This window comes from Methanolobus sp. ZRKC5, assembly GCF_038446525.1.
Lineage (GTDB): Archaea > Halobacteriota > Methanosarcinia > Methanosarcinales > Methanosarcinaceae > Methanolobus.
In genome coordinates this window covers 1,182,416-1,200,038 of the sequence record NZ_CP151792.1, presented here as the reverse complement: position 1 = coordinate 1,200,038, position 17,623 = coordinate 1,182,416, and the positions used below count along the sequence as shown (strand labels likewise).

Here is a 17,623-nt window from a genome sequence, read left to right as displayed (position 1 = left end):
GATCAATCAGATTCGATTCTTGGGGCAAGAAGATAACCAACCTTTCCTGCACCATTTGCAATAGAGAATGATATCTTTACAGGGAAATCTTTGCCAATTTCCACCGTTATCTCGTTGGAGCGGGATGCCGGTTTTACAATATCTGATAGATAGTCCAGTGAGAACAGGGAGCGTGCTTCACCAGATTTCATGTCGATAAGCTTGTCACGGGACATGTCAAGACGAACACGGTCAGTATCACCTTCTGCTTCCATGTAGAACACATCGTCATCAATTCCAAGCAACATATGATCGCTTATCTTCTCAGCTGCTTTGACCGCCCTCTGAAGATCCTTGCCATTGAGGACAACCTCAGCAGGAAGCTCTAGTTGTGGTATTCTTGGCTCTGCCCTGATAGTTGAAGGATCAAGTAATGCAAGGGTATAAGAAAGCCCACCAAGGTGGAGTGACATTTTCTGGGACATCTCGTCCAGTTCCATAACAACTTTCTCGTCCTTGCCTGCAACACCAAAAATATCATTGATCTTTGACAGGTCCATGCCAATCTCACAATCATCAGCACTAAAATCATCAAAAGCACTGGAGCCAAGTTCAAAACTGACCATGGCTACATTTGCAGGGTCTACTGCCCGGACAGTCATTCCTTCAGGGGATATCCTGAACCTTGCCTCATCAACAAGAACCGAAAGAGTTTCAATTGCAGTTTTTAAAACATCTGCATCAATAGTTGCCTTGAACATCTAAATTCGCCACCAATTATTCAATTTTAAGATCATTATATCTAATAAGCAATATATATTTTTTTCTAATTATTTTGAGACTAAACAAATGATATCACAAATACCATGAATTTAGTCATATTCACGCCAGGTACAGCCGCATTTCGTGCATTTGAAGAAACGTGTTTCTGATTCATCTGCAGACCTAAGTTGGCGCAACCACCAATAAGCAACGTTATGACCACATTCTTCACATCTGGCAGAGGTTGTTGGGAGTCCCTGATCAACATCACCTTCAAGAACAGTAACATCTCTATTTTCCCTCGATGCCTTTGATACTAAAGCCTCTGAACCAGCCTGCTTTCCTTTAACGTACCCACATTTTTTGCACTTTAAGGAATCACCTGAAGGAAACATCATACTTTTACATTCGGGACAAAATTCCATAAATATCACTTCTCGCATTTTCTATTATTAAGTTATGGTCAAAAGCCATTTCTGGTATGTTCTGAATATCGAATAACTGTACTCCTTTAGCATCCGTATTGGCTTTAGGGATACCACTTCCAAGTACCAGATAGACTATGCTCACCGTGTGCCCGCGAGGGTCACGCGAAGGTTCAGAATATACTCCAAGTAACTTAACTATTTCTATTGTAAGCCCTGTTTCTTCATTAACCTCACGTTCAACGGCCTTTTCAGTTGTTTCACCGACATCTACAAAGCCACCAGGAAGGGCATATTTTCCTTGATAAGGGGCATTTTTCCGCTCGATCAGAACGATTTTTCCGCTCAATATGATTACTGCATCAACTGTAAGTTTAGGGGTACTGAAGGACATGGGGAACAAAAACTTAATAGACTACATCAAATATATAGAAGCCATACCTATTAAAGGTGTGCTTAAATGATTGAGAATATTCTATGGATTGCTGTGGTTTTTATGCTTGTGGGATCAATAGTCCCTAAGAGTGTAAAGATGCGCAGAGTAATATCTGCAACTGGATGGGGATTATTCTCCATACACTGGTTCTACCAGCCATTACACTATATTGAGATTAAGGATTACTTCAATGTAGCCCTTGTCATTGTAGTTGGAATTGTGTGTCTTATAATAGCATATACTATGCTGAAAGAATACAACAGCAAGGATGAAAAAGGTCCAAGCCCGGACATAACGTCCATGGCAACCAGTGCAACTGCTCTTGGTTCGCTGTTTTATTTCCCCTTTGCACAAATGGATGTTCTGAATGTGTGGATAATAGGCCAGGTGACTGATAATGTGCTGTGGATGATGCATTCACTAGGATTGCCTGCCAAAATGGTTGCATGGAACAAGATAGCTCTTAACGGATATCAGGTAGAGATCATACTTGCATGTACAGCCATCGAAAGCATAGCGCTTTTCATAGGGCTCATTGCATCTGCAAACGCACCACTTAAGAGACAGGTTGCGGCATTCATGGCATCAGTGCCCGTGATATACATCCTGAATATAATGAGAGATGCTTTTGTAATTGTAGCTTATGGTTATCAGTGGTTTGGCCCGGATAGTTTTGAGATTGCCCATAACACGATCGCAAAGATTGGATCAGGTATTGCATTGTTTGTCGTTGCATATGCGGTTATGCGTATTTTGCCTGAACTCATAGATCTGATAGAAGGAATCTGGCTTTTGGTTACTGGATTCATTCAGAAGTTATTCTATAAAGTAGTAGGAAACCAATAAATGCTCGCTAAAGGTTCTTTTCCCTGGATATTGACATCCATCACTGCAAGTGTGGTCAGTTTTCTTGCATACCTATACAACATTCCATACGCAGGAAAAATTGCACTTTTGGCCATATGCGTGACAATCTTTTTCCTCTTTTTTTTCAGAGATCCAGAAAGGGAAATAGATGTGCATGAAAAACATATGCTCTCCCCTGCTGATGGAAAGGTTATGGATATAAGGGGCAGGAAAATATGCATATTTATGAATTTTCAAAACGTGCATGTCAACAGGGCACCTATCAAAGGTAAGGTCCACACAATAGAGCACAAGAAAGGAGGATATATCCCCGCTTTCTGTAAGGATTCACATCGTAATGAGAGGAACCATGTCCTCATAGAGACCCAACATGGGATCGTAGAGGTTATACAGATTGCTGGTACTGCCACCAGAAGAATTGTATCCTACGTAAATGAAGGAGAGGACATAATGCAAGGGCAGCGTTTTGGAATGATTCGTTTTGGATCAAGAGTCGATGTGACCATCCCTGAAAACTTTGAAATCGTAACTAAAATAGGTGATCGGATGTTTGCCGGTGAGACAATAATCGCTAGAATCAAATAAAGGAAGTGAACCAGATGCTCCATACTTTGAAATTACCCGATTTTGTCACCCTCCTAAATGCATTATGTGGAGTAGCAGCTATTCTTCTTTTGCTGGATGGTTTTACATACCTGTCCCCGCTACTCATACTAATTGCTGCAGTTGCGGATGGTCTTGACGGTCATATTGCCAGGAATTTCTCATCTAGTGAAATAGGAAGTAATCTGGACTCACTTGCCGATGTTATATCCTTTGGCGTCGCACCTGTTATTATTACATATGCATTTGCAGATAACAAATACATTGTTCTGCCCGCATTGCTACTTTACTTTATTTGCGGAATTCTGAGGCTTGCCAGATTCAATACAATGGATACAGGGCATAATTCATTTAACGGTTTACCCATTACCGCCGGCGGAATTGCTATATCATCATATCTGCTCATGGGTGAGCGATTTTTTTCTGACAATATTGTGATTGCTTTAACGCTGATATTTGGGATTCTAATGATAAGCAATGTCACATATTTTAAAGTAAGAAACCAAAAGATGCTCGTAATACTCACGATTATCTTTGCAGCAACAATCATTTCATACAATGTAAACATTGACTACACACATATAATGGCAACGTTGCTGTCAGGACTTATGGCAATTTACGTTGTATCACCCATAATCAAAAGAACTACATGAGGGAGATTATGCAGCAAAACGAAGCAATAACTGACAGGGATAATGTATTTTTTGAGGCAGGAATTAAACTTGGTGCCCTTTATCACCAGTTCACAGGATCACCTGTCAATCTGAAAACAGTGGGCAGCCTTGAAAAAGCAATACAGGAAAGTATTTCGGTCCAGCCATGTGTTGAAGATATCAAGGTTTCTATCAATAGGGACATGATTCGATCCAAACTAAACAGTGAGTATGGCTATTGTGAGCTGGAAGGACGCATGCTGGATGTCATGATCACTGCGAGCTTTAAAAGTGCAAAAGTGGATGTAAGTCTGGCATTTGACACAGAACTTGACTACCCACTTATGAAAATAGAAAAGATTTATTGATCACTGCAAGCCTTTGCTTCCTTGAAGGCTGCAACTACTTTTTCATTTTGCTCCTGTGTTCCCACAGTTACGCGAATCAGTGAATCACCGGCATTCTTGAATGACCTGCAATCTCTGACAATAATACCCTTTTTTAAAAGAGATTCTGCCACATTTCTTGCAATCATAGGAGCAACATCCACCAGCATGAAATTAGCCTGAGACTCATATGATTTGAAAGGAATGTTTTCTAATAGGAATTTGCGCCCTTCCTTTGAGCACATGATACTCTTTTTTAGATACTTCTTGTCACAAAGAGCTGCCACTCCAGCCATGACTGCAGGATAACTTACATTGAAAGGTGTTGCTATTTTCATATACTGAAGTTTAAGCCATGCTGGCATGAGTCCGTATCCTATTCTAAGACCTGCTAATCCAAATGCTTTTGAGAAAGTCCTGCCAATGATGATATTGTCGTATTCTAAGACCAGATGAGATAGATTACAGTCAGCGAATTCAACATAAGCCTCATCCACAAATACAAGTCCCTTTGTTGACTCAAGAATGGTACGTACATCATTCTCAGCCATTAATTTGCCAGTTGGGTTATTCGGGGAACAGAGGAATATCACCTTTGTTTTGTCTGAAATTGCATCTTTTATAGCTGCCACATTAAATGCAAGTTCCTTTGTGGGGGGTACGTGGATAGCAACCGCACCATTTGCACGGGCAGCGATCTCGTAATAGGAGAATGTAGGGGTAGGTAATACTACTTCATCGCCTGGTGTTATGAGTAATCTCATGAGGTTGTCCAGAAGGCCATCCATACCAGGTCCTGAAGCACATATGTTCTCCACAGGTAGGCTGGTATAGAGTGATATCGCATCAACTAATTCTGAAGCGTTAGCGGAAGGGTATATGTTAACTTTGGATGCAGTGGATACCAAAGCTTCAATTGCCAGAGGGGACGGACCCAGAACATTCTCATTTGAGCCTAATTTAATGATTTCAGATGGGTTGAATCCGTATTTTTTTGCAATTTCTTCAATCGACTTTCCTGGAATATATTCGGCAATAGAGGCAACAACATCTTTGATAAGGTCAGGCCTGCTCAAGTACGCTCACCACCCGGTCTATCTGCTCTTTTGTAATGACCAGAGGAGGTGCTATACGCAATACTGTTTCAGATGTGCAGTTAAGTAGTACGCCATTCCTACGACCATGCTCAACAATATCTGCGCATTTACGATCGAACTGAACACCCAGCATAAGTCCTTTTCCACGAACTTCAACAAGACCTTCTGTAGATAGGCCCGCTAGTTCATTACGGAAGTATTCGCCCATTTCTTTTGAACGCTGGATGAGATTCTCTTCCCGGATAATTTCAATAGATGCAAGTGCAGCTGCGCAGGCCAATGGACTGCCTCCGAATGTTGCGGCATGCTCACCACGGCCAAAGGAAACTCCCTCACGTGCAGCAATAGCACCCATAGGAAAACCTCCGCCAATTGCTTTGGCCATTGTCATGATATCAGGTTCAACACCGAAATGATCTTTGCAGAACCATTCTCCTGTCCTTCCAAAACCTGTCTGTACCTCATCGAAGATAAGAAGGGTTTCATTCTCATCACATATCTTGCGAACTTCCTTCAGGTAGCCTTTAGATGATACGTTAATTCCACCTTCTCCCTGTATTGGTTCAACCATCACTGCGGCTGTGTTTGGAGTAATGGCATCTGATATTGCCTGTGCATCATTGAAGGGGACAAACATCTCTTCCTGAACCAGGGGCTTGAAAGGAGCACGATACATATCTTTGTATGTCAGGCTCAATGCACCCATTGTGCGCCCATGGAATGAGTGTTCCACAGCTATAAAATCTGTTTTTTTAGTGTTGACCCTTGCAAGTTTCATTGCAGATTCCACTGCCTCTGTACCGGAGTTACAGAAGAATACACGGTCCATTCCGGTTATATTAACCAGTTGCTCAGCAAGCTTTGCCTGAGGCTCGGTGTAGTATATATTGGAGACATGCATCAGCTTTTCAGCCTGATTCTTTATTGCCTCTACAAGATGAGGGTGACAGTGCCCTACATTGGTCACTGCAATGCCGGCAACGCAATCAATGTATTCCCTTCCCTCAATGTCATGAACAATAGAACCCTTCCCGGTCGAAAGTACTATTGGCTGGCGGCCGTAGGTTTGCATTACATATTTTGAATCTTTGTCGAATATAGATTGTGAATCTAATGATGAGGAATTATAGTCCTGTTCCAAGTTAACACCTGTCCACTATAATATTAGAACTTCTTTTAAATCTGACTATCGATACAAATGAAAAAAAGAAAAATAGAAGTGATGTCAGACCACCGGTGAGGTTAACGACCACTTTAAAGAATGCATCTGTCTGGAACCTTTATCGCTATATAGAGGTGATAAAGGAATATAAGAATCGAAAGCTGGAAAATTGTAAGAATGGCACCTTTTACTGGGTCGTGCTGTGTGCTTCCCACAATGGAATTAATAGTAATCAATGCTTCAAAAAGATAAAGCACAAAACCAAACGTCAGGAATATAAAGTATTTTTTCAGATTTTTAAAAGAAACGTATATGCGTGAGCGTATAACATCAGCATCTATTTTCAAAAGTAAGTACGATGTCAGCAACGATAAAATAACTATGCACAGACGGACTGCAAGATCTATGAAATTGAACATTGAAATCGAATTCATAACCATCCCCTCATTAATTTATGTGTATAATACTGCATATATCATTGAATATCCAGTTTCATCAATGGATGATTGTGTGTTATTATATATAAATACATGCATATAATTAAATATCCAGTTCCATCAGCTCATTATCGCTCAAAGCACCTTCATCTTCACGCTCAAAGATAAGGCCCCCTGGTGCACGCATTACACCATCCACACGAGCAGTTTCATGGATTGTCACAGACTGAGAATTAATCTCGCCCAGAATATGGGTGCCGGCAGCAACGTACACATTACCTCTTGAGATAATGTTACCATGGATTATATTGTCTGTTCCAAGTTTTACATCCTGGATGGTGCGAATGCTTCCATAAAGTGTGGTATCATTGGCCATTTCAAGGGAAGTGGCACGAATGTTGCCAACTAGTCTGCAGTTGCTTCCTATGGTAGCATTTGATGGTACTTTCATGGAATCCATGGATATTTTGGACCCGTTAGGGATTATCATGGAGTTAAGCCCTATGGACTCGATATCATCTTCAAATAGTTCTCCTAATGCTTTTTCGACTTCTTCATCCTTTCCAAGCCTTAGGAGCTCACTAATGTAAAGAAAAAGATAAACCATGACCGGAACAGGATTCCTTACAACGATCCATCCTTTTGCCTCAAAACCACCATTGATCTTCACATCATTGCCAATATCTAGATCACTTTTTACCACTAATTTGCCCTCAATGGTGACAAATTCACCGATATAGGCATTCTTGTCTGTTTTGACATTCCCACCTATCTGTGACCAGATATCGATTCTTGCATCACCGGCAGAGGTCAGATCCCCGGAAAGTGAAACTCTCTCTCCTAGTATTATTGAATTTGCAATGATGCCATATTTGATCTCAGAGTGATTGCCAGCAATGACATCCCCATCTACGACTATTGTATGCTCTTCCATCCTGGTATTGTCTGGAACTACAAAGGTCTTAAAAATCTCCTCTTCTATGATTTCACTCTCCGGCTGGGGATTTACTCTATCAAAGCTATTATTATGACTTTATTTCCACGTATTTAATAGATATAGATTTATAAATAGTTATTCTAAGATTGTGCTATCCCGCGCCTTACATCAACCGCAGGACCTCTCTCCATGCAAATAGCTTCATGTGGGGACAATAATAATTGACCAGTTGCCATAATTGTGTCTGATTCGTCAACAATTATCACTTCATCGCCTGCCCTGAGTTCAGGATCAACATCCAATACATGTTTTGCAAAAGCAGTCTTGCCTTTTGATACAAAAGGTGCTGCATCTTCACAGATGACCACTCTTGAGGTCGGTTTTTTGAGCATACCATGCAATGCAGCCGCACCGTCAATGCTGAGTGTAAGCATACCATCCTTTGCACGGACAGTTGCCACATGCTTTCCATTATGATGAATCTGCCTGACACGCTTTGTTCTGGAAAGCTGGAATGTGACATCATCAGGGAAAAGGACTTCTCCACACCCTTTTCCAAACTGAATGTCAGCCATTATTCGTACTTTTTTAAGATTCTTATCAGCATTGCTCATAGGTGCTATGATAAAGTATAAGTTTTAAAATGATAGCGGTTAATTGAAAGTAATGTATCCTTTATTTAATAGAGTTCGCTATAAATGATATATAAAGAATATCGAACAGATTTATATATAATAATAGCTAATTATAAGTTGAGGAAACGGGAACAACTGCTTGTAACTGTATTCTAATGTATAGTAACTATAACCAAGCAAAACCATTCATCCCCTCAAACATGGCCCCGTTTCCTCGTTGCTCAATAATAGGGCCAAACTATTTTTCAAAATAATTATTTCCTGTTAGTTATATCTTTTTTACATCGGAACCATAGAACAAAAAATAAAAAGAGATTAACAGACGTTAACCTTTAACGACTCCCATGGGGAGAACACGTGCAACCTTTGTGGCAATCCCAAGCTTGTGCACGACATCAACAACATCACTACTGGATTTGTACACTGCTGGTGCTTCTTCGGCTATGAGTGAAGGCTGATTGGCCTTGACAATTATTCCCTGTGACATCAACTCTTTCTGAATCTCTTCGCCACGAAGCTCTTGTTTTGCACTCTTACGACTCATGACTCTTCCGGCACCATGACAGGCACTACCAAATGTGAGTTCCATTGCAGCGGGACCACCTTTGAGAACATAGGATGCAGTGCCCATGCTTCCAGGAATTATGACCGGCTGCCCTATGCTGCGATAATCTTCCGGAACTTCTGGGTGACCTGCTGGAAATGCACGTGTGGCACCTTTCCTGTGAACATATAGCTCTTTTTCCTTGCCATCTACACTGTGCTTCTCGAGTTTTGCAACATTATGTGCAACATCATAAACAAGGTCAAGACCAAGGTCGCCAAATTCATCTTTAAAGAAACTGTCAAATACCTCACGTGTCCAGTGCATTATCACCTGGCGATTGACCCATGCATAATTTGCTGCACAGGTCATTGCTTTGAAATAATCCTGTGCTTCATCAGATCCTGCAGGAGCACACGCAAGCTGTTTATCAGGAAGTGTTATATTATACTTTTTTGATGCCTGGGTAAGCACCTGCAGGTGGTCTGTGCATATCTGATGGCCTGCGCCACGGGATCCACAGTGTATCATAAAGGTAATCTGCCCCTCCTTCAGACCGAATGCCTCTGCTGCTTCCTCATCGTAGATCTTATCCACATACTGGACCTCAAGGAAATGGTTGCCGCTTCCAAGCGTACCGATCTGTGGCCTGCCTCTTTTACGGGCTTTTATACTGACTTTTGAAGGGTCTGCCCCTGGCATCATACCGTTGCTCTCACAATGACTGATATCTCCTTCTACTCCATACCCGTTCTCTACAGCCCAACGGACACCATGTACAAAAATATCATTGAGTTCACTATCATTAACCTTTCGACGGCTTTTTGAGCCAACACCTGAGGGTATTGCCTCAAACAGAGCATCCAGCAGTTCCGGAAGTTTAGGCCTGATGTCGCCCTCTGAAAGATTGGAGCGTATAAGACGTACCCCGCAGTTGATATCAAAACCAACGCCACCTGGGCTAATTATGCCCTCGTCCTTGTCAAAGGCGGCAACACCACCAATGGAAAAACCATAACCAAGATGAGCATCAGGCATTGCCATTGAATATTTTTGAATGCCTGGAAGCGAAGCTACATTTGCAACCTGCTCAAGAGTCTCCTTATCCAGAAGATCAAGCAGTGTCTTTGACACAAATATCCTTCCAGGAACATTCATGCCGGGTTTGAAGTTACCAGGCACCTCCCATGTGTTGTCATTGATCTTTGTAAGAATATCATAGACTGAATTATTATTTTCCTCTGACATCATTATTCCTCTTGCCAAATTTCATCCTGTAAAATATGTATAAATGCTATATACTCTAATCTTATGAATACATTGATAATAAGAAACTGGTGGAATTAACAAATACAGAAATATTCAGGTATCCACTGTTGCCTGTATCATCCAGCCTTCGTCTGTCTTTTCTATTTTCATCTCGTTGTATGTGGCTGCTTTTACCTCGGTGTCAAATACATGAACAGAAAGGTCCATTGCTTCTCCATACAGCGTTGCAGACATGGAGCATTCTCCATCACTGACATTCAACTCATTGACTTTGACGCGACCAAAGACCATTTCGTCAACCTCAAAAACAAAGAGTATCTCAGAAAGCCAGTCAAAAAGAAGACTGTCGAGGTCAGGTGAGCTTAGTTCAACGTCCACCGAAGAATTGTTGCTAATCGAACTTGTATCCACCATGACATTGAGCATGGCAAGAGCAGCGTTCTCGAATGCTTTCTCAAGGCTTTTTCCGTAAGCTCGGAACCTGGCATCAGCTGTGTGTTCCAGATACTCATAATCCTTGTTCATATGAGATGACATGAACCTTAATTGACCCTTGTATAATTAAATCAGTCCCCCGACAAGTGAGTGTTTGCCGGCATTATTCAAGCTGTTTCCATATGTGCACTATGCGCTGGAAAGCTGTTATGTGGCTTCCTGCACCGATGATGATGATCATCCAGCCAAGCGATGAGAATCCGTATATTGTAGATGGGTACACAAAATAGACAACTGAAGAGAGCATTATGAGCACCAGTCTGTCAGCCCTTCCGATAATGCCACCGTAATATCTTCCAAGACGAAGTGCCTGTGCCTGCGTACCAAGATAACTTGTGAGTAGTACGCCCACTATGGCTATGGTGCCTATCTGCCAGTCCACGTAACCGCCAAAGAAGATGCCACAAATAATGAATACATCGGAATAACGGTCTATAACGTGGTCGAGAAAGTCACCTTTGGCACTGGCTACGTTGAGATAGCGTGCCATAAGTCCATCCATTGCATCAAGCAGAGAGTTAAGCGCGACCAGCAGCCCGGCTATCAATACAATAAAAGGGTCAAAAGCTGAGTAGTAGTAAAAAAAGCCCGCTAGTGCTGCAAACAAAAGTGAGAACAGTGATATCGCATTTGGAGATATGCCTGCATCTGCAGTTATCTTCGCCAGCGGCTCAAGTATTTTTGATGCTACGGGTCTTAGAGCATTGAATGTCATGGGTATTGTATCCAATGAGCATTTTTATGATTTAACGTTTTCCGGGGATTTGATTAGATTAGTTTTTCTTTGCAAGGTCGTACCAGTATTTAATCTTACAGGAATGTTCCACTTGAGTGGTTAACACGTAGGCTTCATCGAGCACCTTTCCGGTTGCAAAAGTACCATGACTGTAGATGATCGATGCTTTATGTGATGCAAGGGACGTAGCAAGATTCTGCGCAAGTTCATCGGATCCGATCCCACCTTTGACAATAGGCACTTCACCAAGGAAATACTGCCCTTCACTGTCTGCAGGGGCGATACTATCGCCTTCGGCAAGCAGTGAGAGAGTTACCGCAAAGGGACAGTGCGCATGAACTATGGCAAGTGCCGGAGTGTTCTTGTATATTGCCCGGTGGACGATAGCCTCTGATGATGCGATCATGTCAAGAGCACACGATTCATCAAGACTCACCTCTACAACACCGTCCGGTGTGATTTCATCCAGAGCGCAACCGCTTCGTGTGATCAGCATACGGTTGCCAACTCTCACACTGATGTTACCAAAGTGAGATTCTACCAGTCCATTTTCCACAAGTTTTTTTCCAATTCTCGATATTTCACGCCACATAGGACATCTCCTAACAGTGTGCTACCATAAAATTTATCTGCTATTATGATATGTAAGGGAATGCTTTCCATAAATAGATGTGGAATAAGCACTACAGTGCCTCGATGGCTCAGCCCGGCAGAGCGAGTGATTTGTAATCACTAGGTCGCGTGTTCAAATCACGCTCGAGGCTTTTTACTACTTTTTTAGACATACAATTATTACTCTTGGTGTAACATTTATCTCCCCTTGATTGCGATAAAACCTGCCGACAATTCAATTAAGAAAAATACCGTGTCTGTAAACTCGAACCAGGCACTGATAAAAAAGATATAAAGGCAATACTTATCGCCTATTTTAACTGATATTTTTTCATTTCATATTTTGCCATCAGATTGGAACCGAAAACGTATACCAGGATGATGATACCCAACCAGATAAAATGACCTCCAAGTTCAGGTCTGCCTAAATATTTCAAGAGTAAGCCTATACTGAATACTACCATATTTGCCATGCCTACTTTTTTATTCTTTTTTACCGTTTCCGCATACATCTCTTTGCGTACAAGGTATTCTTTTTTTTCATCCTTCACATTTTCACATCCAAGATATGTATAATATAAAACCAGTGGCTCAAAACCTTTTTGGCAAACCGGATGTATCTAATTAATAATTTGGTTCTTTCAAAAGCAAAAGGCATTTACACAAGAGATCGGAAATGCTTCCTACATATCGAGCTATTGATTTTCTGCTGATAAACATCCTTATATAAGCTCAAACTCACCTAGCACCATGAATCCGGGAAGCTCCAGAAAGAATATCAAAATTGGAATAAACGTAGGAATTGTTCTCAAGCAAGATCAGAAGAGTGGAAAAATAACCAAGGGTGTTGTCAAGAAAATCCTGACCAATTCCTCATCGCATCCGCACGGGATTAAAGTACAATTGGAAGATGGTCGGGTTGGAAGAGTAAAAGAAATCTACTCTGACACATAATCAATTCTATATTGTTGTCTTATCAGACATTTTTAGTATAGCATGCAAAACTCTTTTTGCAACTGGTACACCTTGATGCGGATTTATATGTTGCTCCAAAATCAGCCGGCTTACCTGAGCTAATTGAAACACAAACAATGGATTGGCTTAGGGGGATTGTCGCAAGGATTTGTGACCCACAGCTCGGACATACCACACTTTCAAGATTCATATCTACATTCCTCTCTGATTTCTCCCATAGAAATCACATTATAGGCAAAAAATACAAATGTAAAAAAAGTTTTCCAGGCAGATACCGATCAAAAAATGACCGTTGCGCATCTACCTTTTATTAAAAATTGTAGTTATACTAAAGTATAACTAGTATCTTGCTGGTCTGTGCTTCTGGAAGCATTCCCTGCAGTATACAGGTCTGTCGCCAGATGGCTTGAAAGGTACTTCGGTTTCCTGTTTGCAGTCTGAGCATGTTGCTTTGTGCATTTCTCTTGGACCTGTTGATCTAAAGCCGCCGCCGCCGCCTCTACTGTTTCCGCCTCTGTCATTGTATCCCATATTTTATATCTCCTTAGTTTTCTATTAGTTCGCTCAGCAAAGCCGAGATTGAGACGTTACGCATGATTAGTTTTATCCGGCCTTAGCCAGATACTTCCTTCTTATACGACTAACTCTAATTGTCCTAGCAATTGTTAAAAGAAGCACACAAAAATATAGTATCCTTTTATTAAATCGTTGACCAATCGAACTAGATATAGATACAACACTATGTGATATAAACCCGCTGCTGCCAATTAACTTGTTGAAATTGTTCAAATAACGCAACTTGAACTATTAAAGAACACAAAAAAAGGCATTTCAGACTACTTGAAGAAAATTCATTATCCCATGACAATTACATGTTGTCGCAATAAAGAAGATCCTATCCTCAACAGAATACGTGTCAGTCTTTTCATTCACGGCTTTCGCGTGTTCCATTATAGACAGCATATGTTCTTTAAAGTCAATACCTTTTATTCCGCCAATTCCTGGCTTCATCTGGCAACTCTCAAATACCCAACCCTTATGGGAGGATAGTAACTTCTTAACATAAGCAGTTATAGTTTCAGGCTTCTCTCTTTTGAAGTTGTAACAGTATTTTTCAGGTCCCATGCAATTATCAGGACAGATATCACCCATTTTAGCATATGAGAACATAATGACACCATCATAGGGAGAGTTAAATACTACAATTCGCTCTGGTAATTCGGACATGGCATCATAGTAATATGCAGTCTGCTTTTCATCATTTTCTTCAAAAGCAAGATCTGATATCAATGGCCTGGGATAAATTGAACCCAGCATATCGATTGCCATATTAACGACAGCATGAGTAGGTACAGCAGGGATAATGTATTCCGGAATACCGGCTTCCAGAATTAGAGGAACATCATGAACATCCATGCAGTGGAAATAGACATTGTTTTCGTTTTCTTTTGATTCCCTATAAGTCCTGATGAGCCTGAAAAGTTCCTCCCTGTCAACTATTATTGAACTTTTTGAAGCATCTGCATTCTCATCAATATCAATAATTACAACAAACGGAAAAGATTGCTCTTTTGAATACCTGGCAAAATCACTTCCAATCTTTCCACCGCCCAACACAAGGTAGTAGTCTTCTACGACTTGTAGCGAGCGAAAACTGGCAATTCTCTGGTTCAGAATGGAAAGGAGATCATTGTTCACAATAAGAAATAGAAAAAGCAGTATATATCAGATTTGTTTTAAGAACAATCATGAAAAATGAGGTAAATGTATGAGGAAACAAAATGAAAATTATGGAGCAATAACATTACTCCACGAAAAGATCATTTTACTCTGTCACCGTATATTTTTCTCAAATGTTCTTTTGGATCAAAATCAGTCTTAAATTTCAGCTTGCCTGAATTAGACTGGATGATGACCTGCCACGTAATCTGAATCTCATCGTCATCCTGGCTACTCTTTTTCTTTATTTTTATAGAACTTATACCTGCATTTGGAATTGAAAAATTAGCTTCATTCTCCGCCAGTGCAGCCTGTGCGCTCATTCCGGCATACCTTTCTGCATACCTGAAAGAACCCTTCATCTGTGCACCCCACTGACCAAAGAAACCTTTTCCTTCTGCTTTGGCTTGATCACGGGACTCCTTGACAACCTGCTTCATAACGTCATTTGTTACCTTGGCAAATATAGTTGTATCAGGCGTTGCTACAAGCGTAAATGAATCGTAGGATAAACCTAACATTTTACTTCTCTTCATGTTCGGAACAATGCCGATTATTTCATCTTCCATAAAAACTCTCCTTGACATCCAATGGATGTGCTACCGCCATACACAACATAATTTAAACAATCATAGATGGCGATAAATAAAGGTGTACTAATAAATATATAAAGATTGTTATTTGAGGTGTGCTTTTGTTTTATTGTAACTATTCAGCCTGATAAAAACACTATCAATAGCAATCTTGACAAAAAGTTGAGACCTACATTTTATTAGGATCATTAATTTTGATTGTTGTCATTGATTGCTTTTTTGATTCTTAGGTTGTTAGTGAGCAAACATCTCCGTTTTGATTAAATCAGTATCAATAGGCTAATTGTGGTAGGCTGAATAGTTACGTTTTATTAAGAAAAAAGGTAACTATTCAGCCTGATAAAAACGCTATCAATAACAATCTTGACAAAAAGTTGAAACGTAAATTTCATTAGAATCATTTATTTTGATTGTTGCTATTGATTGCTTTTTTGATTGTTAGATTGTTAGTGAGCAGACATCTCTATTTCGATGAAATCAGTACCAATAGGCAAATCGTGCCAGGCTGAATAGTTACGAAAAAAGAATGGACTACACCGATACTTTCACAGATACAATTGAAAAATAGAACGTAGTACCAACATCAGCTTTGTATTCTAATTTGCTAAAAAACAATGGCATGAACTGCCATGACGGGTCAAAATCCAAAATAAAAAAGAAAGCACTCAAACAGATATTTCATTCTGCTTTTTGGTACTTGTCAATGATTTCCTGGAAAGAATCTGCAACGTATGACAGATTTTCCCTTCCAACCTGGAAAGTGCTCAGCTTGAAGTATTTTGTAAGTCCTGATTTGATACCATGGATGTTACGCTGTTTCAGTTCCCTGTAGAGGAAATACCTACCTTTTTTTGCTGTCTGTGAAATCTCATAGAATACAGGAGCTTCAAAGAACATCAGGTCATGGTTGTGTGGTTTATCTCCTATTTGTATAAGGCCCATATCTTCCAGTTTTGAAGAGAACCAGCGGGCATCTGCAACTTCATTATCCCAGTTTCTTGTACGACGCACAACATGTGGGAACGATGCCATCATAGTCATCACTGTGGCTCCTCTTGCAGTACATCCCAGGAGCTCTATTTCTTTTACCTTATGGGTAGGAGACTTCCTGAAAACTATATCCGCGTATTCTTCCGTGACCCCTAGTACACCAATTGGTCCTGATGATGCCATGGACTTGTGACCACTTCCAACAACAAAATCCACGCCCATTTTCTTTGCATGGATTGGCATCCTGCCTACAGAATAAGCACCATTGAGCATGAGGGGTACATCATAACTGTGGCATATGTCAGATATTCTCTTGACATCTGTAAGGTTACCATAGCTACCGTCCGGGTATGTAATCTGTGCGAGTGCCGGAGCTTTTCCTGTTTCGCTTATGACTTCTTCAATGGCTGTGGCATATCCTTCAACATCTGTTTTGTATTCCGGGCTTCCGTTGTGGGGGACTGTTTTCACATTAAGCCTTGCACGCTGTGCGGCAACAAAGGAAGAATAATGTGCAAGCCCGTCCAACACGACATAATCCCCTTCCTGAGCCATGGAATGCATCACTGCAAACTTTGATTCTCTTGCTCCATGTGTGATTCTTGCCACATCGGTATCAAGGAATGCAGGCAAAGCATTATGGATAAATTCATGTATTGGAGGTTTTTTGATAAGATCAAGTACGCCGCCACAAAAATCACAAATCGAATACCCGTCTCCCCATTCAAGCAATGACCTGCGGGCTTCTTCTGTAAGTATGCCACCTGTCTGGAGCGGGTCAATGTTTATCGCATCCTTTGGTCCACGTTCGATAAATCCGAATTTGCTAAGGGTAGAGTCATCAAGTTCCATAATGTTTCCTCTGGTCTGAACTATAGTGAGTACTGAACTTTCCAATACTAGTTAAAAATGTTCATTGTAAATTATTTCTATATTTGAGATGAATCAAAGCCACGACTGACTCATAATTAAAAAAGAAAAGAGGGAGCACCTAAGGTGCTACTTCAAATTGCTTAGATATCTATAGAGGTCTTAAAAACTGACATGAACTCGTCACACTGGGTAACCAGACTGCTTGCAGCATCCTTTACCACATCTATAGGATCTGCTCCATCTGTTCTCACAAAAAGGATCGGATCACTTATTGATACGTGTTTCATATCATATGTTGCTATCTGAACCCTTTTGTCATCGAGAAGAGTTGACTTAAGCATATTGAGAAGAGTGTGATTTTCACCTATGATCTCAAGGTGCATCTCATCATCAGTTTTATCAATGATCTTCAATTCCATCTTTATTTCACCTAATTAT

23 protein-coding genes and 1 tRNA gene are annotated in these 17,623 nt (G+C 40.7%); 6 read left to right on the top strand and 18 right to left on the bottom strand.

The window, feature by feature from the left end; translation table 11 throughout:
- Positions 1-2 precede the first annotated feature (2 nt).
- The 3 genes from WN948_RS05780 to WN948_RS05770 all read right to left on the bottom strand — a co-directional run bounded on the left by WN948_RS05780 (position 3) and on the right by WN948_RS05770 (position 1,560).
- Entirely contained in the window at positions 3-740 is a 738-nt protein-coding gene (locus WN948_RS05780; RefSeq protein WP_342306049.1) for a DNA polymerase sliding clamp, read from the bottom strand.
- Between the two features lie 111 nt (positions 741-851).
- Positions 852-1,166 (bottom strand): transcription factor S, encoded by a 315-nt coding sequence (locus WN948_RS05775; protein ID WP_342306048.1) that lies wholly within the window; start codon positions 1,164-1,166, stop codon positions 852-854.
- Positions 1,144-1,560: an NUDIX hydrolase gene (locus WN948_RS05770; protein ID WP_342306047.1), complete on the bottom strand. Its 417-nt coding sequence runs from the start codon at positions 1,558-1,560 to the stop codon at positions 1,144-1,146. Before WN948_RS05770 ends, WN948_RS05775 begins: the two co-directional genes overlap by 23 nt.
- Before the next feature lie 66 nt (positions 1,561-1,626).
- On the opposite strand from WN948_RS05770, the gene artA reads away from it, so the two are divergent.
- Genes artA through WN948_RS05750 form a run of 4 tightly spaced genes read left to right on the top strand, consistent with a single transcriptional unit; the run spans position 1,627 to position 4,093 of the window.
- Positions 1,627-2,448: an archaeosortase A gene (gene artA, locus WN948_RS05765; protein ID WP_342306046.1), complete on the top strand. Its 822-nt coding sequence runs from the start codon at positions 1,627-1,629 to the stop codon at positions 2,446-2,448.
- Positions 2,449-3,054, top strand: coding sequence for a phosphatidylserine decarboxylase (locus WN948_RS05760; RefSeq protein WP_342306045.1), 606 nt, complete (start codon positions 2,449-2,451; stop codon positions 3,052-3,054).
- A gap of 26 nt (positions 3,055-3,080) precedes the next feature.
- Positions 3,081-3,725 (top strand): archaetidylserine synthase, encoded by a 645-nt coding sequence (locus WN948_RS05755; protein ID WP_342306044.1) that lies wholly within the window; start codon positions 3,081-3,083, stop codon positions 3,723-3,725.
- A gap of 8 nt (positions 3,726-3,733) precedes the next feature.
- Positions 3,734-4,093, top strand: a complete 360-nt coding sequence (locus tag WN948_RS05750; RefSeq protein ID WP_342306043.1) for a dihydroneopterin aldolase family protein — start codon at positions 3,734-3,736, stop codon at positions 4,091-4,093.
- Here WN948_RS05750 and hisC read toward each other — a convergent pair.
- The 9 genes from hisC to WN948_RS05705 all read right to left on the bottom strand — a co-directional run bounded on the left by hisC (position 4,087) and on the right by WN948_RS05705 (position 12,015).
- Entirely contained in the window at positions 4,087-5,187 is a 1,101-nt protein-coding gene (hisC, locus tag WN948_RS05745) for a histidinol-phosphate transaminase (protein WP_342306042.1), read from the bottom strand. The genes WN948_RS05750 and hisC overlap by 7 nt on opposite strands.
- On the bottom strand, positions 5,174-6,280 hold the full coding sequence (locus tag WN948_RS05740) for an acetylornithine transaminase (protein ID WP_342306403.1): 1,107 nt from the start codon (positions 6,278-6,280) through the stop codon (positions 5,174-5,176). The genes hisC and WN948_RS05740 overlap by 14 nt, the downstream gene beginning before the upstream one ends.
- Positions 6,281-6,462: 182 nt before the next feature.
- Entirely contained in the window at positions 6,463-6,804 is a 342-nt protein-coding gene (locus WN948_RS05735) for a hypothetical protein (RefSeq protein ID WP_342306041.1), read from the bottom strand.
- Between the two features lie 106 nt (positions 6,805-6,910).
- Positions 6,911-7,741 (bottom strand): acyltransferase, encoded by an 831-nt coding sequence (locus WN948_RS05730; protein ID WP_342306040.1) that lies wholly within the window; start codon positions 7,739-7,741, stop codon positions 6,911-6,913.
- Positions 7,742-7,884: 143 nt separating this feature from the next.
- Positions 7,885-8,319 (bottom strand): PUA domain-containing protein, encoded by a 435-nt coding sequence (locus WN948_RS05725; RefSeq protein ID WP_342306039.1) that lies wholly within the window; start codon positions 8,317-8,319, stop codon positions 7,885-7,887.
- 385 nt (positions 8,320-8,704) lie between these two features.
- Positions 8,705-10,171: an RtcB family protein gene (locus WN948_RS05720; RefSeq protein ID WP_342306402.1), complete on the bottom strand. Its 1,467-nt coding sequence runs from the start codon at positions 10,169-10,171 to the stop codon at positions 8,705-8,707.
- Positions 10,172-10,285: 114 nt separating this feature from the next.
- Positions 10,286-10,729, bottom strand: coding sequence for an archease (locus WN948_RS05715; protein ID WP_342306038.1), 444 nt, complete (start codon positions 10,727-10,729; stop codon positions 10,286-10,288).
- Between the two features lie 61 nt (positions 10,730-10,790).
- Positions 10,791-11,402 carry a CDP-alcohol phosphatidyltransferase family protein gene (locus tag WN948_RS05710; protein WP_342306037.1) on the bottom strand — a complete coding sequence of 204 codons (612 nt, stop codon included), beginning with the start codon at positions 11,400-11,402 and terminating at the stop codon, positions 10,791-10,793.
- Positions 11,403-11,460: 58 nt separating this feature from the next.
- Positions 11,461-12,015: an aldolase gene (locus WN948_RS05705; protein WP_342306036.1), complete on the bottom strand. Its 555-nt coding sequence runs from the start codon at positions 12,013-12,015 to the stop codon at positions 11,461-11,463.
- A 98-nt stretch (positions 12,016-12,113) separates the two neighbouring features.
- Between WN948_RS05705 and WN948_RS05700 the strand changes: the two genes are divergently transcribed.
- Positions 12,114-12,187: transfer RNA gene (locus tag WN948_RS05700), tRNA-Thr, on the top strand.
- Positions 12,188-12,346: 159 nt separating this feature from the next.
- Here the strand turns inward: WN948_RS05700 and WN948_RS05695 are convergent.
- Positions 12,347-12,586 carry a hypothetical protein gene (locus WN948_RS05695; protein ID WP_342306035.1) on the bottom strand — a complete coding sequence of 80 codons (240 nt, stop codon included), beginning with the start codon at positions 12,584-12,586 and terminating at the stop codon, positions 12,347-12,349.
- Positions 12,587-12,785: 199 nt separating this feature from the next.
- Between WN948_RS05695 and WN948_RS05690 the strand changes: the two genes are divergently transcribed.
- Entirely contained in the window at positions 12,786-12,989 is a 204-nt protein-coding gene (locus WN948_RS05690) for a YwbE family protein (protein ID WP_342306033.1), read from the top strand.
- Between the two features lie 360 nt (positions 12,990-13,349).
- Here WN948_RS05690 and WN948_RS05685 read toward each other — a convergent pair whose 3' ends face one another.
- From WN948_RS05685 to WN948_RS05665, 5 genes are all read right to left on the bottom strand, one after another.
- Positions 13,350-13,541 (bottom strand): CxxC-x17-CxxC domain-containing protein, encoded by a 192-nt coding sequence (locus WN948_RS05685; protein ID WP_319508544.1) that lies wholly within the window; start codon positions 13,539-13,541, stop codon positions 13,350-13,352.
- A 300-nt stretch (positions 13,542-13,841) separates the two neighbouring features.
- Complete coding sequence (locus tag WN948_RS05680) at positions 13,842-14,708, bottom strand: hypothetical protein (RefSeq protein WP_342306032.1); 867 nt, start codon at positions 14,706-14,708, stop codon at positions 13,842-13,844.
- A gap of 122 nt (positions 14,709-14,830) precedes the next feature.
- Entirely contained in the window at positions 14,831-15,298 is a 468-nt protein-coding gene (locus WN948_RS05675) for a hypothetical protein (RefSeq protein ID WP_342306031.1), read from the bottom strand.
- Positions 15,299-16,000: 702 nt separating this feature from the next.
- Positions 16,001-17,164, bottom strand: a complete 1,164-nt coding sequence (gene pscS, locus WN948_RS05670) for an O-phospho-L-seryl-tRNA:Cys-tRNA synthase (protein WP_342306030.1) — start codon at positions 17,162-17,164, stop codon at positions 16,001-16,003.
- 161 nt (positions 17,165-17,325) lie between these two features.
- Positions 17,326-17,604, bottom strand: a complete 279-nt coding sequence (locus tag WN948_RS05665) for a DNA-directed RNA polymerase subunit L (RefSeq protein WP_342306029.1) — start codon at positions 17,602-17,604, stop codon at positions 17,326-17,328.
- Positions 17,605-17,623: the final 19 nt, after the last annotated feature.